The organism is Thalassobaculum sp. (genome assembly GCF_040219215.1).
Lineage (GTDB): Bacteria > Pseudomonadota > Alphaproteobacteria > Thalassobaculales > Thalassobaculaceae > Thalassobaculum_A.
In genome coordinates this window covers 74,073-95,130 of record NZ_JAVJSX010000031.1, presented here as the reverse complement: position 1 = coordinate 95,130, position 21,058 = coordinate 74,073, and the positions used below count along the sequence as shown (strand labels likewise).

Here is a 21,058-nt window from a genome sequence, read left to right as displayed (position 1 = left end):
ACCCCTAGCTAAGAAACTCGCACCTAACCGTCTCGATTCCCAGTCTCGACTTGGGACATCCGACGCAGGTAGTCAACAGTCCAGTCTGGTAGTCGCATACTGGCCTCCTGGAAATCCGTCGGGACCCCGATATCCAGAAAATTTCCCTCATCTTCCACGCCAACCAGCGTCCCACGTTTCGCTAGAACCGGGAAGATCTCGGTTTCAAGGCTGCACGGTGCACGTGGCAAATCGGCAATCGCTGCGCGATGCATCAGGTAGACGCCAGCATTTACCAGACCCGACTCATCTGAGAACATTTTTTCCCGAAACGCCACAACGCGGTCGCGGCGTAAGTCGACCGTGCCAAAGCGACCGGTATGATCAAGCCTCCGAAGCGCGATCGCCGCCAAATCGCTTTTGGCCAGATGCCCCCCCAACAGCCGCCAGTTGAAATCGAACACGCTATCGCCATTCAGAACATAGAAGATTTCATCCAGATGATCGCGCGCATTCACGACCGCTCCGGCGGTACCCATCGGTTCCGTTTCGGTAACGATACTGACATCGAGGTCGCGAAACCTCTCGCGGGCACCAACGGCATAGGTATGAACCGCCTCAGAAAAGTGTCCGGCAAGCAGGAGAACTCGTGAAAGTCCATGCACCCGACATCGTGCCAGAAGGTAGTCAAGAAACGGTCGGTCACCCACAGTGAGCAGTGGCTTGGGAGTTGTTTCTGTCAGAACGCCTAAACGGCGCCCTTTGCCTCCGACCAGGATCGCGACTTGTGTGATTGGCCGATCTGTCAAATCTGATTGCGATCCACGCCAGTCACCGATTGAGATGCCCGTTGCTCCGCTCCGTGACCTCCCGCCGCCAGAAGTCGAGCAAATCGGACATCGTCTTCCGGAACGGTATCTGCGGGGACCACCCGGTATGGGCGGCGAACTTCGACGTGTCCGGTACCTGCAAATCCGCATCGATGGGCCGCAACCGCTTCAGGTCCACTTCAACCGAAATCTGACCGGCATAGGTCGACATGGACAACAGCGTGTCCAAGACGTCCGCGATCTTGCAGACATGGGAGCCGCCGATGTTGAAGTATGATCCAGCAACCGGATTGACTGTGACAAGCAAATGGTACGCCCGTACCGCGTCACGCACATCGGCGATGGTTCTCAGAGAGTCAAGATTTCCGACACGAATCACCGGATCCATCAATCCCATCTCGATCATCGCGATTTGCTTCGCGAAGCTCGATTCCGCAAAGACATCACCACGACGCGGACCGGTATGGGTGAACATCCGGGTTATCAGCGTCCTTAGACCAAACGCCTCCGCATAGTATCTCCCGACCATGTCCGTCCCGACCTTCGAGATCGCGTATGGCGACGCGGGATGAAACGAGCACTCCTCATCGATTGGCAGTTTGTCCCTGCTAACACGACCGAACACTTCCGACGATGAACAGACGTGAACGATTGCTTGAGGGCAATGGAGCCTCACCGCCTCCAGCACCCTCGTCGTCCCATTGATGTTGGTATCGTACGTATCCAGCGGTGCGTCGAAGCTGGTGCGCGGAAAGCTCTGAGCGGCCAAGTGAAAGACGTAGTCCGGCTTCACCTCGGCAACCGCTTGGTTGATCGACTGACTGTCTCTCAATTCGCCATAGTGCAGGAAGACTCGGTCACCGCGGTTCGCCCGGGGGATCAACGCCCGGATGTTGTCGATGGGGCTGCGCCACCGGTACAGACCATGGATATCCCATTCGGTGTGCTCGAGGAGCCGCTCCGCAAGGTGGGAGCCCACCATTCCGGTGATGCCCGTTATCAGAGCACGCGGCGCTGCCATGGTGCCGTTCCCTTATGCCGCGCCGATTTGGCGCTCCGCCATGAACGAGCTGATGTGGTCGACGATATACGCGCGCGCCGCCTCGTCAATCGCCTGGTGGTTGCCGAACGCGAAGCCGTTGCGCATGACATGGTCTGCGTGAGGCAGGTCGCCGTAGACCCGGTGTTCAATGGTCTTCATGGCGGGTTGCCGAGCGATATTGCCAGCAATGATCGGCCGGGTTTCGATGTTAGCGCGGTTGAGATGGGTGCAGATGTCGGCGACCGTGAAGTCCGCGTTGGGGCGGATGCGGATTGGAAAACCGAACCAGGAATGATGGCCTTTCGGCGTCTCGTCCTGGAACTCAAGGACTCGCTCGAACTTGTCGAGCTCGCGGCGGAACCAAGCGGCATTAGAGCGGCGGGTTTCGACAAACCCGGCCAGTTTCGGGAGTTGTACGGAGCCCATGGCCCCCTGCAGTTCGGTGGCCCGCAGATTGAATCCGGTGTTGACGAACAAGAAGCGCGGGTCGATGTCGGGATACTTGTCGATCCAGCTCTGGCGGTTCTCGGTCTCGCGGATCCAGCCATGAGCACGCAATATCCGTCCAAGTTCAGCAAACTCCGGATCGTTGGTGACGCAGATCCCGCCTTCGAGGGTAGTCATATGGTGCGAGTAGTAGAAGCTAAAGGTCCCGACAGCGCCGAACTGCCCGACGGGCCGCTGATCATATGTGGCGCCTAATGCCTCGCAGCAATCCTCGATCAGGATCAGCCCGTGGCGCTCGCAGATGTCGGTGATGGCGTCCATGTCGCAGGGGTTGCCATAAACCGGCACGATCATTACGGCCCGGGTGCGCGGTCCGATGGCGCTCTCAATCTGCGCTGGATCAATGTTCAGCGTTGCCGGATCGAGGTCGACCATTACCGGGATCAACCCCATCTGAACCACCGGCCACACGGTAGTCGACCAGGACAGTGCTGGCACGATCACCTCGTCGCCGCGCTTGAGACGGTCTGCGAACGCTGGGTTTGACAGGGTTGCGAGGGCGAGGAGGTTGGCCGAGGACCCCGAGTTCACCATGATCCCATCTGACCAGCCGAAGTGGCCGGCGAACTCCCGTTCGAACCCCTTCACCTTGGGACCCATTGTCACCTGGGTCGTCAACATGCATTCGAGCGCGGCGCTGATCTCGTCGGCGCCGAAGGTGGGTTCGTGCAGACGCACGATTGGCTGTTCGGGATCGAAGCTGAAGTCGTGATTCGCTTCGCAGTAGCGGCGAACGCTTTCGCGAACCTCGTCAAACGGCGACACCATTGTCTGCTCTCTCGATTAGCGGTGATCAGAAGGGCCCGCGGAACTCGGTGACCTCGCTGGCGGGAACCGGCCCGGGGTCCCACGTGTCGGCCTGTCCGTGGCCACATAGTCGAGCGGCGCGCAACGCGATCGTCCGTCCGGTCGGGTAGAAAGCCTCTTCCAGAACCCGAGTGGTTGGGCAGGGTGTCGGCAGGAACCCCATGCGCCCGACCACCGGTGCCGCCCCGGGCAGCCACTCCAGCACCTGGGATATAATTTCCGCACTCGCGCCGCAATTCGTCCAGCCGTTGTCTACCACCAGTAGCCGCCCGGTGCGGGCCACCGAAGCCGCAATGGTGTCGATGTCCAGCGGCGCGAGCCATATCGGGTCGATGACCTCGACCGAGAGCCCAATGTCCTCAAGCCGGTTGGCCGCCCGCAAGCACTCCGCCAGCATATGCGACACGCCTACAATCGTCAGGTCAGTGCCCGGACGCAAGATCCGCGCTTTGCCGATCACGCTGGCATAAGGTTCCAGCGGAACGATCCCCTTGAGGGCATACAGCATGCGATGCTCAACGACCATCACCGGGTTGTCGTCGCGAATGGCGGCGATCAGTGCGCCCTTGGCATCGAACGCGGTGGTCGGGCACACCACGCGGAGCCCCGGCACATGCATGAAGAAACTGTGGAAGGCTTGGCTGTGCTGCGCGCCCTGGCCCCAACTGCGCCCGATCGAGGCCCGCACAACCATCGGGACCTTCAACGCTCCCGCAAACATGTAATGCTGCTTGGCTGCTACATTGACCAATTGGTTCATGCACAGCATCAGGAAATCCATGCGCTGGTGCACATGGATCGGCCGCATCCCGTTGAGCGCCGCGCCGATGGCAACTCCCGTCATGGCGTCTTCGGCAATCGGTGTGTCGAAGCACCGGTCAGCGCCAAACAGCCGGTTCAACCCTATCGTGGTGCCGTGCAACCCCTTGGGGTCATCAACGCCCAGCCCCATGACGAAGACATTGTCGTCACGTTCCATCTCCTGGCGCGTGCCTTCCAGGATGGCCTGCGCATAGTTGAGTGACCGGCCTGCGCCTTCAGGCAAAGACATGCCGTTCCACTTCCGTCGGATCGGGGAAAGGGCTTTCATGAGCGAAAATGAGCGCATCGGCAAGTTCATCGTCCACCGCGCGTTCGATTTGCCGACGAGACGACTCGTCGAGCATTCCCGCCACTCGCGCCACTTCGTCACGCCGCTGCCAACTCTCCAGTTCCGCCAATGAACGGTAGCCGAGCTCAACATCAGAACCCGGGCCGACATGGTCCAGCCAACGGCTGCAGGCGCACTCCAGAAACGCCGGGCCGGCCCCCCTTCGAACCCGGTCGATCGCATCACGCGCGGCAAAGTAGACGGCATCGATCGTGCCATCATCCACTTTCGTTCCAGGAATCAGGTAACCGGCGGCGCGTTCGATAAAGTTCGCGGCCGGCATCCGATCGTGGACATGAGAGTAGATAGCGTATGAGTTGTTCTCACAGACGAACAGGATGGGGAGTTTCTTCAGACTGGCGAAGTTCAAACTTTCGTGAAACACGCCCTCATCAGTCGCTCCATCTCCGAAGAATGCGACGACGATCCGCCCAGACCCGCGGATCTTCTCCGCCAACGCGTATCCAACCGCGTTCGGAATGCTAGTCGCAACGATCGCGGATGTTCCGACCATGTTGACAGCCGGATCTCCCAAATGCATGGAACCGGCCCGACCGCGTGCCATTCCCCCTACCTTGCCGAACAATTCGGCCCACATCGCCCGGATATCACCACCCTTCGCTAAGAAAAGGGCATGCGACCGATAGGTTCCAAATGCGATATCATCCACATTCAGCGCCGCGCAGATCGCAACCGAGATAAACTCCTGTCCAATCGACAAATGCACCGGACTTTTAACGACATCCGTTGGGTACAATTGTACAATTTTCTCTTCGGTACGTCGAATTCTCAAAATTTTGAAGTAAAAATCCTCCCAATCCACGAGACTATCTTTCCGCTAAAATAGAATCAGATCCACGCCGAGGCGATCCCACATCGTTCAACACGTCCACAGTGCGAGCATTGCAACGGCTCAACTGCTCAGGCTCATCGAAGATGACCGAGCTTCCCGAATAGTCGATACCAAAATCAACCTCAATCAACCCTTCTAATGCCGTTCTGATTGCGGCTTGGCGTTCGGGCGGAGCAAACAGCAGCATGAAGCCGCCGCCGCCAGCACCGAGCAGTTTGCCACCTGTCGCGCCAGCCGACCTGGCCCGATCATAGATTTCATCAATCGAGACGCTGGTTACTTGAGTTGCAAGTCCTTTCTTGACGCGCCAGCTCTCATGCAGCAGGTCCCCCAGCGGGGCAAGATCCCCATTTCCCTCTAGAATAGCAATCGCCTCGTCGGTAAGGGCACCGATCTCACGCAAGTCGACTATTCGTCGCTCAATGTTGACTATCTTCTCCGCTTCGATCGCGGGGGCCAATCGGCAGAGTCCGGTGAAGAACAGCATCAGATGGTTGAGCAGTATGGATGATCGAGTCCGCGAAAGGGTGGCAGGCTTGACGACAACCCGACCGTCAGGTTGGAAGGTGATGCTGTTGAAGCCGCCGTGAGCCGCCCAGCACTGGTCCTGGCTGCCAACAGCCTCGCCAATAATGTCCTGTTCGATCCGAGTTGCCTCGCCGGCAAGCGCCTGCTTGCTAATTTTGCGTCCCTGAAGCGTGTGTATGGCGTGCAGAAGCCCCACGGTGAACGATGAACTGGAGCCGAGGCCAGAACGCGCCGGCAGGTCACCGTCGTGATGGATCTCGAGCCCTGTCTCGATTCTCTGATCGGACAGGACCGCGCGTACAGCGGGGTGCTGAATTTCGTCGATCGAGTTGACCGTCTCTACGCAAGAATAGACAACTCGGTGCTTGTGCTCGAAGAATGGAGGAAGCAAGCGTACTGTTAAGTAGGCGTACCTGGATATCGAGAATCCAACGACCTTCCCCCCGTGCTTCAGGTACCATGCTGGAAAGTCGGTCCCGCCGCCGAACAGGGAGACGCGGTATGGCGTACGCGTGATAATCAACGTTATCCTCCAGCGAAGGTCACCTGCCATATATACGGCTGCGGCAGACCATTCCACTACATGCACTATGTGCACAAGCTAGCCTCGTAGGTTATAGATGTCCGGTAGCGCTAAATTTGACGGCCAAGTTGCGGAGCGAGTCTGGGTTTGTGGTCACAACGGGATGGTCGGAAGCGCCGTGGCCCGCCATCTGAAGGCACGCGGGACTGACGTTCTTACAGTTGCACGATCGGATCTGGACCTTCGAGACGCAGCCGCTGTTCTGGCCTGGGTTGGCACACACCGGCCCGACCGAATCATCGTCGCGGCGGGCACCGTCGGTGGAATTGCGGCAAATCTAGAACGGCCAGCAGACTTCATATTCGACAATCTTGCGATAGCCACATCGGTGATCGAGGCAGCACGCCGCGTCGGATGCAGGAAGCTCGCATACCTTGCTGCTTCGTGCATCTATCCGCGCGATGCGGAACAACCGCTCCGAGAATCGAGCTTGCTCACCGGCCCACTGGAGCCAACGAACCAACCATACGCCGTCGCCAAGATCGCCGGAATTCAGCTGTGCAGCGCCTATCGCCGACAGTACGGGGTAGACTTCATCTCTGTCGTCCCGCCAAACATCTACGGGCCAGGACAGCACATGGATCCGGCCGCTTCCCATGTATGCGGCGGCCTAATGAACAGAATTCATCACGCTCACGAGACCGGCGCAGAGACGGTAACCGTCTGGGGCTCGGGTCGACCGACACGAGAATTCCTTTATATCGATGATCTAGCGGTTGGGTTGTTGACTGCCTTAGATTTCTACTCTGATATTGAACCTATCAACATTGGATCTGGACACTCAGTATCAATATATGAATTATCCAAAGCAATTGCATCGACTATTGGCTACAAAGGAAACCTTGTGTTTGACGTTACGAAGCCGGACGGAATGATGCAGAAGGCACTGGATGGCGAAAGAATCCGTCATCTTGGCTGGGTTCCGACAACCTCAATCCAGGACGGACTAAAACGCACTTACGAATGGTACCGATCGACACTTAATTCGAAGAAAAATCTAGATGGTGTCATTGATACAATTCACTGATCAATCTAATTGTCACGAATGTTCAAATTATTGAAATATAACATTCACTTAAACTCACCTCGAACCAACGGATTGGCAATCAAATGACGCCGATAATACCTGGAGAAATATTAACAATAGACCATTTAGTGGAGTTTCGCAAGGCGATTCAAAAGAGCTACATTAAACGAGAGGGATGGAAGTTCAAACAATCAGAAGTATACGACGTTGAATTTACGTATGATGAGATTTTTGACTTCAGTAAACTCACAATTGGCATGTCACTATTTAACAGGCCAGTATATTTTGAGTCTTGCATACAATATATTTCAAAACATTTTCCAGGAGCAAAATTGATTGTTGCCGATTCAAGTAATGAAAAAAACAAGAAACTACACTGGAAAGCGATTCAAACATACTGTAATAAATTTTCCAATTTAGACATACAACATAAATTATTTCCAGAGAATGCGCTAAGCCTTGAGCCAATTGAATTTATTGTAGAAAATGCCAAAACTCCGTACTTTCTGAAATGGGATGATGATGATTTTTATAATCCTATAGCGATCAATTCTGGAATACAAACCATGGACAACGACGATGTCATCGTATCGGTAAACGGGCCATCCATCAATATATTTAGAAACTCACCAGATCCTGAAAGTGATATTTTGGTTGGAGGCCATTTTACGCCTGATTTTAATCAAACTAGAATTCATGATCGCCTAGTTATTTTAGCAGTGGCAACAGCTATGACATGGTATAATTTAACTAGAGTAAATGTATATAAAAATAGCATGAATAATATAATGTACTTGAAATCAACAAAGATGGATCAACTTGTTGATATTGCCTTTTCTCTTAATATAGCGATGCACGGCAACTCGCACATGACTGACGACTTGTTTATGATACGTCGAACAGGTCAATCTCGCATTTCAACTAATAAAAACCATCAGAAGAGAGACTTGATTTACAAACTTTTTGACGAGAGTGAGTACGCTTATTTTCTTAAGTTTCGCTCAAAAATGCTACAAACTTTGACACAAAAATTTTCAAAAATTACTGCAGAGTTTGCCGAGCATATTATCGACGACGTTTGTAAAGCAATATTACTTGGATCTGATTCCAGGAGCTTGATATTTCGCTCATTAAACAGGGACCTTTTAGTGCAGGCATCCAATGTAGATTCTTGGGTCGATGCGTGTCGAAGACAACCACACGCGATCAATTTTCTCCTATCCACTATTTCCAAGATTAGTAAAACTTAAATATATTTAAGAACATCCAAGTACGATAACTGGCGGATCAGATTTACACTACAGTGCACTTATGCCCTGACCTGCGCGCCTCAGAATCTATCCTCGACGAAGTTCGAGATGACCGCCCAACTCGTCACCGACGCCCTCCTCATGGCGACCTGGCGCCGTGGCAGCCACGGCGCGCTGCTGCACCATTCCGACCGGGGCAGCCAATACACCAACGGGCCGTTCCGGCGCCTGATGGCCTAATACGGCGTCACCTGCTCGATGAGCCGGTCCGGAAACGTCTGGGACAACGCCTCGATGAAGAGCTTCTTCTCGTCGCTAAAGACCGATCGCGTCCGCCAGAAGGTCTACCGCACCCGTAACGCCTCCCGGGGCGACATGCTCGATTGTATCGAGCGGTTTTACAACACGACGCGAACGCACTCGACGATCGGCTGCCTCAGCCCTATCGAGTTCGCGAGGCGCGTCATGTTAGCCTAACCACGCGTCCACGGAACCGGCAGCGGGCCAGTCTGCCGGGGCTTCCATTAGCGGCAGTTATTCCGTATTCAAACTCAACCGACACCGTGGATGATTCAGGCCGAAGCTGGAGACAAGGTGAAGAGCGTATCGAAGACACTCGATCGAGCCTTCTTTCATCACGCGCGGTCGTTCTTCGATGTCGCAACAATACGTCGCGTCCGAGGGCATTTTGACGCCGTCGAGGCTTCCCATCGTCCAGATCCCGACAACGACCGGGACGCCCGGGCGGTTCGCCTTGGAACCGGTCTGGACTCTTTTCGCTTCGATCCATTCTGGTACGATCTCTGGCGTGAGTTGCCACCTGCCAGCCGTGATATGCTTGGCCCCTTCACTTGGGTGATCTTCCCGGTTCAGATCCGCCACATCACCCAAACGCACCAACTTGTCCCCTGGCACCAGGACATCGGTTATCAGCGGCTTCTTGGCAGTCGGGCACATTTGCGCGTGATAACCTGTTTCGTTCCCCTGGAGTTCGATCCAACTGCAGCATCTACCCTCGAGTTTGCATACGGTCATAGCAACACCGATAGTCTCGCCCACACAGCAGAGGGTGACCACGGCGCCAGAATCGCCGAGTTTGTACCGCAATCCTCATCACGATTCAGTTTGACAATGGGCGATGCTCTTCTATTTGGCGATCATGCGATCCACCGCACCGTACCCGGGCCAGACGGCAGGATCGACCGACGGTCCTTTGAATTTCGGCTTGTTCACCCGGACGATGGACTCGACGGCAAAGACTACTTCGACCTCAACAGGGGTCGATTCGTGAGACTCGATGGAAGTGAGCGTTACCACCCATGAACGAACGCCAGTTCGACGGCAGGAAGAACTTCGCAGCCGACGATGAAATCGAGCGGATGCTTGAGGACCATTTCGCGAAGCACGGTATTACTCACCGTGAGATCTGGCGAAACTTCGCAATCTACACCCGTCGCGTGTTCATGAAGCGTTTTCTGGCTCTCTACGAGCTATACCGACAAGTCATGGATCTGCCGGGTGATGTGGTCGAGCTCGGGGTGTATCGCGGTGGTTCGCTTATGGCGTTCGCGAACTTCATGGAGATCCGCAACATGGGTGACCGCCAACGCCGCGTCATCGGTTTCGATAATTTCCGCGGCTTCGGAAGCCTCGAGGCAAAGGACGGCAAAGAGGTTCCCGAGGTCGGCAAGCGGGACGGTGGTTTCGACAGTGAGGATTTTGAAACCGCCCTGCGTGACGCTATCGCAATATTCGATGCCGACCGGTTTATCCCCTACAAGGCTCGCGTCGAACTGGTAAAGGGCAACATTGAGGAAACGGTTCCACATTTCGTGGAAAACAATCCGGGCATCCGGATCGCACTGCTGCATTTCGACGTGGATTTGTATCGCCCGACGCTCTCTGCCCTCGAGATTCTCTGGCCCCTGGTGGTACCTGGCGGAATCGTTGCGTTTGACGAATACGGCATACCACCCTGGGAGGGCGAAAGCCGGGCGGTGGATGAGTTTTTTGCGGACAAGAAGGTCAAACTCCAACGTTTCGATTGGAGCAGCAATCCGGGCGCCTATCTGGTCAAAGATTAGGATTTCAACAGAAATGCCGATCGACATTGATATGACAGCACCGCCCCAGTTCGGGATTGAGCCGGAAGAGGCACGAGCGTTCTATCTACGCCACGGTTTCCTGATCGAACTCGATGTCTGGTCGGATGCCGAGTGCGAGCGCCTCAACGCAGCGGCGCTGGCGTTTCCGGGCCCTGAGCAGGGCGATTTCACCCCGCTTATGCACCCTCACAGGACCGATCCGATCTTCCTTGAGGCATTGCGTAGCCACAAGGTCGTCGCTCTGATGGAGGGGTTGATGAGCGCTCCGCTGTCGGGCCTCCAGACCGAGTATTTTTTCGGTGTCCCGGGCACCAGTGGGTTCTCCCTGCACCAAGATAACTATTACATCGAGGCCAAACCGGAAGTGTTCGCGTCGGTCTGGAGCGCTCTGACCGATGTGTCACCGGAAAAAGGTGGACTAGTGATCTATCCAGGTACCAATCGTGAGCCAATCCTGCCGACGCGACGCTTGCCGGTCAGGACTGCAGATCACAACCAGGATCCGAACGCAGCCAACGAAGAGTGCGTCGTGCCTCCCGCCTATACTCCGATTGACGTCTCGCTGCCTCGCGGTGCGGTAGTGGTGTTGCACGGGCATCTGGTTCATGGATCACACCAGAATCGCACGACCTTGACTCGGAACGCGCTGCTGTCGACCTACATCGTATCCGGCGAACGTTTCCGCCCTGGTAGCTACTCCAAGCGCACCGAAGTGCCGTTGCACTAGGCCCGAATCCCGCACTCCCTGATCGGCCCTCAGATATGACCGTACCGATGAATCCATTTTCGCAAAGCGCCCTCGCAGCCCGGCTTCGTGAGCAGCCGATTGGATTCGTCGATATAGGTGCCCGTGGGGGCGTGCACGAGACGGTATTGCCGCTCGCACCCTATGCAAGCGTGCTCTGCTTCGAGCCCGATCCGAATGAAAGCGCGGTTCTTCAGGCGCAGGTAAAGCGCGAGGGTACTCCGTTCCAGTCCCTGAGGTTTGAGTCCATCGGCCTCGCCGGCTTCGATGGACGGGCGACACTGCACCGGTTCACGGCACCAACGAATGACTCACTTAGACCGCCGAACACTCAGTTCGTCGATCGCTACAGAATGGAGAAATGGCGAAAAGTCGGTGAGCTGGCTGTTCCAGTGCGAAAGCTCGACTCGGTGATATTCGACGGGAGCGCCAACACCGATGGGGAAATCCTTAAAATCGATACCCAGGGCACTGAGCTTGAGATCCTGCAAGGTGGCGAGCGCACCTTGCGAGAGCGCACTGTCGCTGTGATCTGCGAGGTATCGTTTGCTGAGTTGTATGCTGGGCAGGGATTGTTCTCCGAGGTCGAGCGCTGGCTGCGGGCGCTGGGCTTCTCGTTTTATGGCTTCGACACGATGCGCTTGAGATCACACAACCGACTGGACCGTCGCAATCATTGGTCGCGGGAACGTGTGATCCAGGCCGATGCAGTCTTCTTCAAGGATCCACTCATGACCGCGGCTGAGACATTGCTGTCAGCGCGGCAGCACGATGTGTTAATTGCTTCTTCGGTGCTGTTTGAGTTTTTTGAGTTTGCGCGTGAACTGGTCGACGCCCTCGAATCCGATCCGACAGAGGCCGATCTGCTGCGGCGTTGGATCGACACGGCTTCTCGCCTGGACCTCGCTTCGGAAGTTCGAGATGTTGAAGCCGTGCTGTCTCAAGCAAAGGCGGCGCCCGAGACCGCGGCGATTGGAATCGGGACCTTCGTCGACAGCAGACGCAAGCGCGGTGACGTTTCCTGGGCCGTAACGACCAGTCCAGAAACATAATATCGCTACCTCGAAACCAATTCGGTTCAGCGAAACCTTGATATTCTGCACGAACGATAAGAAACAGAGTAATCACACTTACCGCCTCAGTGAGCGCTAGTGTATTTTAGCATTGCATACTACCGCAGCCGTAAAAATTGAGTGCGATATGATTATTAAATACTTTAACCGAGAAATTGAATTATCCGGGACAATTGCTATTCAAAATTATCTTTCTTCCGGCACCATGCTTCTTGGAAGCCTTTTTGACAGCCATCCATCTATTCTAACTCTCCCAGGATTGTACAGTCGACTTTTGTATAGAAATTTCTACAGTTCCATAAAAGATGGAAAGATGAACCCATCTAATTTTGTCGATCAATTTCCTCAGCTAAATATTGAAATAAACGATCGATCCATTCAACAAAACTCCCTCGATCGATTGGGACCCAATAGATCTCAGCGCATTGGCGTTAACAAGAGTGAGTTTGCGAGAAACTATGCACATTTAATGAAAGAAAACTTTAGTAATCTTAACAGAAAATGGGCCATTTTACTATTATGTTTAGCTTATAAATATACTGCAAATCAAAAAATTAACAACACTCTGTTTTTCATTTGGGACATTCACAGTTCTAGTGTTGTCGAGCGTCAGTACTTTCAAGACGACTTCCCCGATTCAAAAATTATTCATATGATTCGCAGACCCGAAGCATTGTTTGATTCAGGCATTCGACACGTGTTCCCTGAACTGATCGCTCCACGCCGACAGCTATCAGCACAGCGACGGCGTAGCCGTCCGGGCGTAGAGAGAGTGCTTGGACAACTGTTTGAAGATTGTTTGTGGACATCGGATTACAACGACGGGCCACAGCACTTGTGTGCTGATGTTGCAATATCTGAATTCAAGCGGGACGACAGCCGCTCTATCTATCTGGAAGACCTCCATGCCCATGGAGAAGCTGTCATGCGCGCGGTGTGCGCCTGGACTGGGCTTCCTTGGCACAACTGCCTGTTGGAGAGCACTTTTGATGGTAAGCAATGGTGGAATCGACCTGGAAGTTCGTTGATGTCTGGACTCCAGAAAGCTCAGCCGACCTCGCAGATACCGGGCTTCATGTGGCGTTTCGATGTCGCGCGGGTGCGAGCGATCGCTCACCTCAAAGCTGCCGATTATAGAGAGATCGCGTGGCCAAGCATGTGGATACGATCCGGTTTCCTTGCCTTTCTGACTTTTCTGATTCCTCTTAAGGCCGAGTTTTGGCAACCGATCAACAATCAAGAGATAATAGCGGACATCAACTCGCTCGGGTTTGACCTCAGCGATCAGGAGAAGATCTATGTCGTGAACCGGGTTTGCGAGTTGACGCGCCGACGTAGAAACGGATTCTGGCTGCTAAAGCATTGGCGGGTGCGCCTTGTCGAGGAAGCCTTGAACCCGGGGATCGGTTGGAAAAGACGGTGGAGCGTCAGGCCATCCCATTTCACCATGGCTTACGCTCCCGTGGGTCGTTCCGATCGACCAGAAAGACAAGTATTAATTTTAGCCGACGATTACGGCTACGACACGGCAATCCCATTATTGCGAAGGAGAGTACTGGACTTGGCAATACGCTCAGTGCTCGCATTTAATCATGTCATAGCCTATCTGAGCGTTCGTGCATCACTCTGGCGTTCGCGCCGCCACGCGGCGTCCATGAGAGGACAGGTCGTGGCTCCCCTGGCGTTTCCCCGGGAATAGAGTCAGATTCCCACTCGTAGCTACCAGTTTTCAGCTGAACAGACCGGAGTGTCTCGGTGGCGCAGGCGGCCCGGTTGTCTGTGGCCTGCCCCCGAACTTTCATCCGGTTGTGATTAGAGCCTCGGCGGTTGTGCTCCGATACCATTCTCTGGACCGCCGTAGAGGCCGCTACCCCAAAGCGCTTGGCTGCCGAGCGCCGCGTCATGCCGTCCGCAACTGCTCTGACCAGCCGACTGCGGATACCCATCGAACGAGGTCGCGTAATACAGGCTGGCCTCCTTCACCAGCCTGTATCTTGAATCACAAACCTACCTCAGCGGGAATCCCCTACGATTCCGTCAGCTGAGAAACTGCTCTAAAATGGATCTCTTGAAATTGATCACGATCGCCGTGTGCGGAGCCAAGAACATCTTTCGCCCACCGATCGAAACACAATCTCATCCTAATTGTGTGTGTCACAGGCCGTCAGACCACTCAAACAAGCGCTGCGATCACATGTCGGACCGAGGTTATTGTCGCGACGTTGCCCAGCGCGTAGTCGACCGATGCGGTATGCCACTGGGCGTTCATCGTTGAACAGGCATCTTGCGGAACGATAACCCGGTACCCCTTGTCCGCTGCGGTGCGCGCGGTGTGTTCCACCGACATGTTCGTCCAGGCCCCGCAGTTGATGATCGTGTCCGTGCCGCCGTGCCGGAGATAGCTCTCGAGACGACTGGTCTCCCAGGCGCTCATCGACATCTTCTCGACCACCAGGTCGCCCGGCTTCGGCTCCAGTCCCGGAACCGGCTGGGCTCCCCATGTACCCCGAACCAGCGCGTTCTCCCCCTTGAGACCCTGGAACAGCGGCGCGTGCTGGGCCAGCCTCGGATGCCCCGGCTCGCAGACCATCCAGACATGAATCACCGTGATCCCCACCCGACGACAGGCTTCGGCCAGGGACTTGGCGTTCTCGACCACGTTCTGAGCCCGGGCGTGATCCGGGGCGCCGGTCGACGCAAACGCACCGCCTTCCATCATCACGTCATTCTGCAGGTCCTGGAGGATGAGCACGGTTCGCGACGGGTCGATCCGGATGGTGCTGTCGGGCGACGCCGACGGGTCGGCGGCCGGCGGCAGTGGGGCCGGCGTCGCAACACTCGGCGACACCGTCGGCCTTGACTGCATGAACGGTTCGTTCCGGCCACGTGTCTTCAGACGGACCGAGTAGAGTGAGGTGCAGGCGCACATGAAAAGCGTATGCCAGTCGTCTTCACCCCAGTGGAGATTGGCGACCATCTCCGGCACCTCGATCTCGCCGAGCTTGATGCCCTGGAACGAGTACACCCACACACCACCGGGCGCGGTCACGTAGATGTTGCCGTCGACATCGGCCTTCATTCCGTCCGGCACACCCGGCCGGTTCGAGTCTTTGATGCCCGACGCGAAGACCTTGCCGTTGATCAGGCGCCCATCCTCCGCCACATCGAACATTCGAATGTTGGCTTGCTCAGTGTCGTTGACCCACATCCATCGCTCGCACGGACTGAAGCAGAGCCCGTTCGGTTGTCGGAACATGTACCGGTCGGAAACCAGCGTCGGCTCGTCCCCAGGCCGGTGCCTCGGCTTGAGCATGTAGACACCCTGGAATCCCTGCTGGAGCGGGCGTGGCACACCGAAATGCTCCCGGCGTCCATAGGTGGGGTCCGTGAAGTAAATTCGACCGTCGGATCGCACGCAGATGTCGTTGGGCGAGTTGAGCTCCTTGCCCTCGAAATGCGAGCACAGCACCTCCCGCCCCCCGTCCGGCCGAAACCGGACGACCGACGACGTAGAGTGTTCGCAGACCAGGAGGTTGAGGTCCGCGTCATAGGTCATTCCGTTGCCCTTGTTGGACGGGCGCATGACTTCCTGCACCGTTCCGTCGGATGTCCACCGGCGGCGGACATCCCCGGGCATGTCGGAGAACAACAGATGCCGCTCCGTCGGATGCCAGATCGGTCCCTCGGTGAACACAAAGCCGGTGCCAAGTCGATTGACCGGCGTATTCAGGTTGATCAGATCCGCAAAGCGGCCGTCGATCGCGGTATGGGACATGTCGCGCGTTCTCCTTCAGGCCCTGCCGCTGGGCGCAGTGGATCAGGCCGGGAACCAGTGGCGAGCCGGCAGGGACTCGGTCATCGGGCCGGGAACCGTCATGCCCAGGCGCCCGACCACTTGCGCGTTCTCGATCCGGGCCGGCCGATCGTGGACGGGCAGAAGGAACGTATAGTTGTTCAGCAACTTCTTGATCGCTCCCTTCTCCTCGCGCTTCGAGCCGGAATGGTTCCCGGTGACTCTCGGCTCCATGTAGTTGTTGGTCATCACGTGATTCACGACCTGATCGGTGAAGTCGTAGATCACGTCGCCGCAGATGCAGGCGAGGCCTTCAGCGGTTTCGACAATCACGTTCATCGAGCCTTCGGTGTGGGCTCCGGCCGGTTCGCACCAGACCCCGGGGATGATTTCCTCGGCGCCTGTGATCTCAAGATCAAGGAATCGCATCGCTTCCGGCTCGTAGATCCGCTCGACCAAGTGGAGAATGTCGGGCTTCGGGTACTGCGGATACATGATCCCGGAGACCGAGAACTCCATCTCCCGGCGGTTGATGACCACGGTCGTGTTCATGGGGAACTTGTCGTCCTTGCCGGCGTGATCGATGTGGAGATGGGTGTGAAGGACGTAGCGGACGTCTCCCAGTTTGACGCCGTGCCGGGACAACTGATTCTCGATCATGTTGTCGTGATACTGCAGCCCACGCATGCCGAGGGATTCCATGATCGCGTTGTCGCGGTATCCGGTGTCGACCACGACCGGATAGCGGCCACCCAGGATCAGGAAGCCATAGACCGGTACCCGGCGCGCACGTCCGCATTCGTGGCCCAGCACCAGAAAACTCGTCTCCAACTCGATGTCGCCGTAGTCCAGAACGTGGATGGTGAGTGCCATGTTGTTCTCCCTGGTCCGGGGGTCTGCCCCCTTGATCGTCAAATCCGGTAAATGCGTTGTGCGGTTTCCTCGAAGATCGCCTTGCGCTGGTCGGTGGTGAGCCTGGCGGCTCCAGCCTGAAAGGCAGAGAGCAGGTCGTCGTAGGTCACCCAGATCTTCTCGATCGGGAAGTTAGACCCGAACAGGCATCGATCGGCGCCGAAGATCCCGACCGTCTCGGCGATCATCCGGGCGATGAAACCCGGGTCGTTCCGGTGAATGAAGGTGCCGAAGCCGGACAGTTTGGACACAACGTTCGGACAATCCGCCAGTCGCGCCATGCCGTCGGACCAGGCCGAGATCCCGGCCTCGGTCGTGTCCTCCAGCATGCCTGCGTGCTGGAGAATGAACGTCACCTCGGGACATGCGGCGGCAAGCCGCGCGGCCCCCTGCATTTGGTCTGCGAACACCTGAAGATCGAACGACCAGCCATAATCGGCGAGGCGCGCGATGTTCTTCCTCACCGTCGGGTCGGACGCGAGATCGGGACGGGCGGCAAACCGGTACAGCGGGTTCCGGTGCCAGTGAAACTGCTGGCGTATCCCTCGCATCAGCGGGTAACCCTTCAACCGCTCGAGTTGAGGGCGAATGTCCGGCTCGGTGAAATCCGCATAGCCGACAATTGCGTGTGGCCACCCTCGGGCATCAGCGACCGACTGGACCCAGGCGACCTCGTCTTCGAACCGGTCCACGGGCCAGTTGGCCTGCACGTAGACGGATTTCGATATGCCGAGGCCAGTGATATCCCCGAGAAACTCCTCGATTTCGTAGTCGCGCTTGATCGCTGCGTAGGGTCCGAAGATCCGAGGCTGCTCCGGTCCCAGCAGCCAGGGGAGATCCTTCTGAAGCCAGATGTGATGGTGCGCATCGATCATCGGCTTCTCCCCAGGCCGAGCACGTGATCGCAAATCGCATCCAGCCCGGAACCATCGGCAAGCGCGTCGAGCGAGCCCAGCACTGCCGACAGCGCGGAGGTTTCGGGGCGGTATCCAGGGTCACCGGCAAGCGGGCTCAACCAGTCGAGCCGCCAGGCCACACGAGCAAGGCGATGCACGCTGTCAATCATCGCCTCCGGTCCACCACGTTCGAGACCGTCCGAGAGGACCAGGACCAATGCTCCACGAGCGAAACCGGCGTATCGCGGTACGTCGAGGAACGTTCGGAGCGCCTCACCGATCCGGGTGCCGCCATCGAAGTCTGCAACCAGTTGACCCACGCGGGCGAGTGCGCGTTCTCGATCTCGGGGGAGAAGATCCCGAGTGATCCGGGTGAGCCGGGTCCCCAGCGTGAACACGTCAACCCGCTCCGCCGACTGGACCAGGGCATGGGCAAAGCGAAGCGACGCATCGGTGCGTTCCCGCATCGAACCCGAGATGTCGATCAGGAGCACCACCCGTCGCTGCCGCGTCCTGCGCCGGCGGGTCTTCAGGGTCGTTGCCTCACCACCGCGGCGGGCAGCCTCGCGCAACGTGCGGCGCAGATCCAGGACGCCGCTTCGCTTGGTTGGGGCATATCGGTAGCTTCGCCGGCGCGGCAGCCTGACCGGCGCGAGCCGTTCGAACCGGACGAGCACATCGGACCGGTCGCCAACCTCAAGTGTTCGGGATGTCAAACGCTCCGCAGCCGTTGCCCTGACGCCAACATCGGAAAGCTCGTCGCCCTGTTCGACCTCGGAGACAGCGCCGTCGGGCTCGTGTGCTTCAACTTCGTCCTCGTCCAGCGACGGAACCGGCGTCGCGATGGTCTGGCCAAGGAAGAACGCCCGGAACAGTGCGTCGAACTCGGTCTCTCGTTCTCGGGGAACCGCCAGCATGGCGATGGCCGCACGGCGGATGTCGTCCATGCCGCGGGGGCCCAGCAAGCCGACGGCTTCGATGAAGCCCATCGTCTGGTCCGGCGCGACCGAGAAACCGTGCCTGCGCAGAACGCTCGGGAACTCGATAAACGGGCGGGCGGCGTTCGGGATTGTCATGCCGCCTCCCCCGGGATCACCGTGTCCAGCCTCGGCGCCATGTAGGTGAGGTCGTCCTGGTCCTTGAGCGCCACCCCAATCGCCCGCCGGAATGCCTCCGGCCAGCTGCCGCCCTGGGAATGCAGCAAGGTGGCGGCCTCGGCCCACTCCACGGTCTCCGCAACCCCCGGCGGCTTGGCCAATGGCTCGGCCCGGAGCCGGCCGACCGCCGCGACGACCGCATCCGCCGTCGTCCGGGCGACCGCGCTGGCGCGCGCCATGACGATCTCCGCTTCCAGCGTGGGCGATGGATAGTCGATCCAGTGATAGACGCACCTCCGACGCAATGCCTCGTGGAGGTCCCGCGTGCGGTTCGAGGTCAGCACGACGATCGGATGACGGCTCGCGCGAATGGTGCCGATCTCGGGAATCGAAATCGCGAAATCGGACAGGAACTCCAGCAGGAATGCCTCGAACTCCTGGTCCGAACGATCGATCTCGTCGATCAGCAGCAGGTTCTGGTTAGGGTCGCGCAGTGCCGCGAGCAGTGGACGTTCCAGAAGATACTCGTCGGCGTAGATATTGACGTGATCCTGCTCCGCCTGTCGGATCGCCAGCATCTGTCGCGGATAGTTCCATTCGTACAGTGCCGCCGCCGCGTCGATCCCTTCGTAGCATTGCAGCCTGATCACGCGGCGGGACAGCACCGCAGCGATCGCCTTTGCCGCTTCGGTCTTGCCAACTCCGGGCGCCCCCTCCAGCAGCAACGGCTTGCCCAGCGCCAGCGCCAGATAGGCCGCTGTGGCGAGCCCTTCGTCGGCGAGATACTGGGCGCCCACCAAGGCCGCCTGAAGCGCCTCGGGTGACCCGATCCCGCCGATGATCGGCCGAACCGGCATTAGAGAGCGCCCCGTCGACGGACGCCACCGTTGGCGCGGATCCCGCGAAGCACCTTCTCCGGCGTGATCGGCAGCGTGTCGCACCGCACGCCGACAGCATCGTAGACGGCGTTCGCGATCGCGGGCAGCACCGGGTTGGCGCACATCTCGCCGGGACCTTTCCCGCCATACGGTGCGTCCTCGGCCGGGCGTTCCAGCACGGCGATATTATGGGGCACGATCTCGCCGGGACCCGGCATGAGGTAAGCGTTGAAATCCACCGGACCATGATCGCGCGCCGGATAGTAGGGCTCCGTTGTCTCATACAGCGCGTGGCTCACACCCATCCACGCCCCGCCGATCAGTTGCTGTTCGACCATCTTGGGATTGAGTGCCCGGCCCACTTCATAGGCGGAGTTGATCTCGTTGACCGTGACTTCCCCGGTCTCGTCGTCAACCTGAAGGTCCACGACGAGTGCGGCGTGCGCGAAGCACGTCACCGGCGTCATCTCTCCGGTCTCCGGGTCGGCCCCGCTGGGCGGAATCAGGAAGATGCCACGGCCGGACAACGTGCGGCCCTGCTTGAACTGCGCGGCGATCGCTGTTTCCGCCACCGTGATCGAGCGGCCGGGAGCGCCCTTGACGTGAATATTGCCTTTGCCATCGGTATCGAGGTCGGCTGGGTCGACCTCCAGTTCCTCGGCTGCCGCCTCCAGCATCTGGTTGCGTGCCTCGATCGACGCCCGGATCACTGCATTGCCAACCCGATGTGTGCCGCGTGACGCGAAGCTGCCCATGTCGTGAGCGCCGGTATCGCTGTCGGCCGTATCGACGTAGACATCGGCGATCGGCACGCCGATGGCTTCCGCCGCAATCTGCCGGGTAACGGACTTCATGCCTTGGCCCAGATCGATGGCACTCAAGGTCACCATGAACTTCCCATCGGGCGTGGCGTGTACCAGTGCCTGGCTGGGGTCTCCGCCCAGGTTCATGCCGATCGGGTAGTTGATGCAGGCGAAACCGCGGCCCTTGTGAATTGCCATGA

General features: G+C 57.6%; 19 protein-coding genes and 1 pseudogene. 8 read left to right on the top strand and 12 right to left on the bottom strand.

The annotated features are described in order from the left end of the window. Positions 1–23 precede the first annotated feature (23 nt). From RIC54_RS20260 to RIC54_RS20235, 6 genes are read right to left on the bottom strand one after another with little or no spacing between them, the layout of a single operon-like run. Positions 24–788, bottom strand: coding sequence for a sugar phosphate nucleotidyltransferase (locus tag RIC54_RS20260; RefSeq protein ID WP_350091351.1), 765 nt, complete (start codon positions 786–788; stop codon positions 24–26). Positions 789–810: 22 nt separating this feature from the next. Beyond that, entirely contained in the window at positions 811–1,830 is a 1,020-nt protein-coding gene (locus RIC54_RS20255) for a GDP-mannose 4,6-dehydratase (RefSeq protein ID WP_350091354.1), read from the bottom strand. A 12-nt stretch (positions 1,831–1,842) separates the two neighbouring features. Continuing rightward, positions 1,843–3,126 (bottom strand): DegT/DnrJ/EryC1/StrS family aminotransferase, encoded by a 1,284-nt coding sequence (locus tag RIC54_RS20250; protein WP_350091357.1) that lies wholly within the window; start codon positions 3,124–3,126, stop codon positions 1,843–1,845. 25 nt (positions 3,127–3,151) lie between these two features. Continuing rightward, entirely contained in the window at positions 3,152–4,216 is a 1,065-nt protein-coding gene (locus tag RIC54_RS20245) for an alpha-ketoacid dehydrogenase subunit beta (protein ID WP_350091360.1), read from the bottom strand. After that, complete coding sequence (locus tag RIC54_RS20240; RefSeq protein WP_350091363.1) at positions 4,203–5,138, bottom strand: thiamine pyrophosphate-dependent dehydrogenase E1 component subunit alpha; 936 nt, start codon at positions 5,136–5,138, stop codon at positions 4,203–4,205. Before RIC54_RS20240 ends, RIC54_RS20245 begins: the two co-directional genes overlap by 14 nt. A gap of 4 nt (positions 5,139–5,142) precedes the next feature. Continuing rightward, a complete protein-coding gene (locus tag RIC54_RS20235; protein ID WP_350091366.1) occupies positions 5,143–6,219 on the bottom strand; it encodes a GHMP family kinase ATP-binding protein in 1,077 nt (358 codons plus the stop codon). 97 nt (positions 6,220–6,316) lie between these two features. Between RIC54_RS20235 and RIC54_RS20230 the strand changes: the two genes are divergently transcribed. From RIC54_RS20230 to RIC54_RS20195, 8 genes and pseudogenes are all read left to right on the top strand, one after another. Further along, entirely contained in the window at positions 6,317–7,306 is a 990-nt protein-coding gene (locus tag RIC54_RS20230; RefSeq protein ID WP_350091369.1) for a GDP-L-fucose synthase family protein, read from the top strand. Positions 7,307–7,389: 83 nt separating this feature from the next. After that, positions 7,390–8,556, top strand: coding sequence for a TIGR00180 family glycosyltransferase (locus RIC54_RS20225; protein WP_350091372.1), 1,167 nt, complete (start codon positions 7,390–7,392; stop codon positions 8,554–8,556). 93 nt (positions 8,557–8,649) lie between these two features. Beyond that, positions 8,650–9,033: pseudogene (locus tag RIC54_RS20220) on the top strand (DDE-type integrase/transposase/recombinase); the annotation flags it as partial. 90 nt (positions 9,034–9,123) lie between these two features. Beyond that, positions 9,124–9,879, top strand: a complete 756-nt coding sequence (locus RIC54_RS20215; protein WP_350091375.1) for a phytanoyl-CoA dioxygenase family protein — start codon at positions 9,124–9,126, stop codon at positions 9,877–9,879. Further along, a complete protein-coding gene (locus tag RIC54_RS20210; RefSeq protein ID WP_350091377.1) occupies positions 9,876–10,640 on the top strand; it encodes a TylF/MycF/NovP-related O-methyltransferase in 765 nt (254 codons plus the stop codon). Before RIC54_RS20215 ends, RIC54_RS20210 begins: the two co-directional genes overlap by 4 nt. A gap of 13 nt (positions 10,641–10,653) precedes the next feature. Then, positions 10,654–11,388, top strand: a complete 735-nt coding sequence (locus RIC54_RS20205) for a phytanoyl-CoA dioxygenase family protein (RefSeq protein WP_350091380.1) — start codon at positions 10,654–10,656, stop codon at positions 11,386–11,388. A gap of 35 nt (positions 11,389–11,423) precedes the next feature. Further along, positions 11,424–12,458 carry an FkbM family methyltransferase gene (locus RIC54_RS20200; protein WP_350091383.1) on the top strand — a complete coding sequence of 345 codons (1,035 nt, stop codon included), beginning with the start codon at positions 11,424–11,426 and terminating at the stop codon, positions 12,456–12,458. Positions 12,459–12,606: 148 nt separating this feature from the next. Continuing rightward, positions 12,607–14,178 carry a sulfotransferase family protein gene (locus RIC54_RS20195; protein WP_350091386.1) on the top strand — a complete coding sequence of 524 codons (1,572 nt, stop codon included), beginning with the start codon at positions 12,607–12,609 and terminating at the stop codon, positions 14,176–14,178. A gap of 474 nt (positions 14,179–14,652) precedes the next feature. On the opposite strand, the gene RIC54_RS20190 is transcribed toward RIC54_RS20195, so the two are convergent. Genes RIC54_RS20190 through RIC54_RS20165 form a run of 6 tightly spaced genes read right to left on the bottom strand, consistent with a single transcriptional unit; the run spans position 14,653 to position 21,056 of the window. Beyond that, entirely contained in the window at positions 14,653–16,254 is a 1,602-nt protein-coding gene (locus RIC54_RS20190) for an isochorismatase family protein (RefSeq protein WP_350091389.1), read from the bottom strand. A gap of 42 nt (positions 16,255–16,296) precedes the next feature. Then, positions 16,297–17,145, bottom strand: a complete 849-nt coding sequence (locus RIC54_RS20185) for an N-acyl homoserine lactonase family protein (RefSeq protein ID WP_350091393.1) — start codon at positions 17,143–17,145, stop codon at positions 16,297–16,299. Between the two features lie 38 nt (positions 17,146–17,183). Next, positions 17,184–18,059: an amidohydrolase family protein gene (locus RIC54_RS20180; protein WP_350091396.1), complete on the bottom strand. Its 876-nt coding sequence runs from the start codon at positions 18,057–18,059 to the stop codon at positions 17,184–17,186. Further along, entirely contained in the window at positions 18,056–19,156 is a 1,101-nt protein-coding gene (locus RIC54_RS20175) for a vWA domain-containing protein (RefSeq protein ID WP_350091399.1), read from the bottom strand. Before RIC54_RS20175 ends, RIC54_RS20180 begins: the two co-directional genes overlap by 4 nt. After that, positions 19,153–20,034 carry an AAA family ATPase gene (locus RIC54_RS20170; protein ID WP_350091402.1) on the bottom strand — a complete coding sequence of 294 codons (882 nt, stop codon included), beginning with the start codon at positions 20,032–20,034 and terminating at the stop codon, positions 19,153–19,155. Before RIC54_RS20170 ends, RIC54_RS20175 begins: the two co-directional genes overlap by 4 nt. Continuing rightward, positions 20,034–21,056 carry a xanthine dehydrogenase family protein molybdopterin-binding subunit gene (locus RIC54_RS20165; protein ID WP_350091405.1) on the bottom strand — a complete coding sequence of 341 codons (1,023 nt, stop codon included), beginning with the start codon at positions 21,054–21,056 and terminating at the stop codon, positions 20,034–20,036. The genes RIC54_RS20170 and RIC54_RS20165 overlap by 1 nt, the downstream gene beginning before the upstream one ends. Positions 21,057–21,058: the final 2 nt, after the last annotated feature.

Bases quoted from the DNA above. Each gene is read 5' to 3' on its own strand.
- RIC54_RS20255 (WP_350091354.1), bottom strand. From the start codon at position 1,830: ATGGCAGCGCCGCGTGCTCTGATAACGGGCATCACCGGAATGGTGGGC.
- RIC54_RS20250 (WP_350091357.1), bottom strand. From the start codon at position 3,126: ATGGTGTCGCCGTTTGACGAGGTTCGCGAAAGCGTTCGCCGCTACTGC.
- RIC54_RS20245 (WP_350091360.1), bottom strand. From the start codon at position 4,216: ATGTCTTTGCCTGAAGGCGCAGGCCGGTCACTCAACTATGCGCAGGCC.
- RIC54_RS20230 (WP_350091369.1), top strand. From the start codon at position 6,317: ATGTCCGGTAGCGCTAAATTTGACGGCCAAGTTGCGGAGCGAGTCTGG.
- RIC54_RS20225 (WP_350091372.1), top strand. From the start codon at position 7,390: ATGACGCCGATAATACCTGGAGAAATATTAACAATAGACCATTTAGTG.
- RIC54_RS20215 (WP_350091375.1), top strand. From the start codon at position 9,124: ATGATTCAGGCCGAAGCTGGAGACAAGGTGAAGAGCGTATCGAAGACA.
- RIC54_RS20210 (WP_350091377.1), top strand. From the start codon at position 9,876: ATGAACGAACGCCAGTTCGACGGCAGGAAGAACTTCGCAGCCGACGAT.
- RIC54_RS20205 (WP_350091380.1), top strand. From the start codon at position 10,654: ATGCCGATCGACATTGATATGACAGCACCGCCCCAGTTCGGGATTGAG.
- RIC54_RS20200 (WP_350091383.1), top strand. From the start codon at position 11,424: ATGACCGTACCGATGAATCCATTTTCGCAAAGCGCCCTCGCAGCCCGG.
- RIC54_RS20195 (WP_350091386.1), top strand. From the start codon at position 12,607: ATGATTATTAAATACTTTAACCGAGAAATTGAATTATCCGGGACAATT.
- RIC54_RS20190 (WP_350091389.1), bottom strand. From the start codon at position 16,254: ATGTCCCATACCGCGATCGACGGCCGCTTTGCGGATCTGATCAACCTG.
- RIC54_RS20185 (WP_350091393.1), bottom strand. From the start codon at position 17,145: ATGGCACTCACCATCCACGTTCTGGACTACGGCGACATCGAGTTGGAG.
- RIC54_RS20180 (WP_350091396.1), bottom strand. From the start codon at position 18,059: ATGATCGATGCGCACCATCACATCTGGCTTCAGAAGGATCTCCCCTGG.
- RIC54_RS20175 (WP_350091399.1), bottom strand. From the start codon at position 19,156: ATGACAATCCCGAACGCCGCCCGCCCGTTTATCGAGTTCCCGAGCGTT.
- RIC54_RS20170 (WP_350091402.1), bottom strand. From the start codon at position 20,034: ATGCCGGTTCGGCCGATCATCGGCGGGATCGGGTCACCCGAGGCGCTT.
- RIC54_RS20165 (WP_350091405.1), bottom strand. From the start codon at position 21,056: ATGGCAATTCACAAGGGCCGCGGTTTCGCCTGCATCAACTACCCGATC.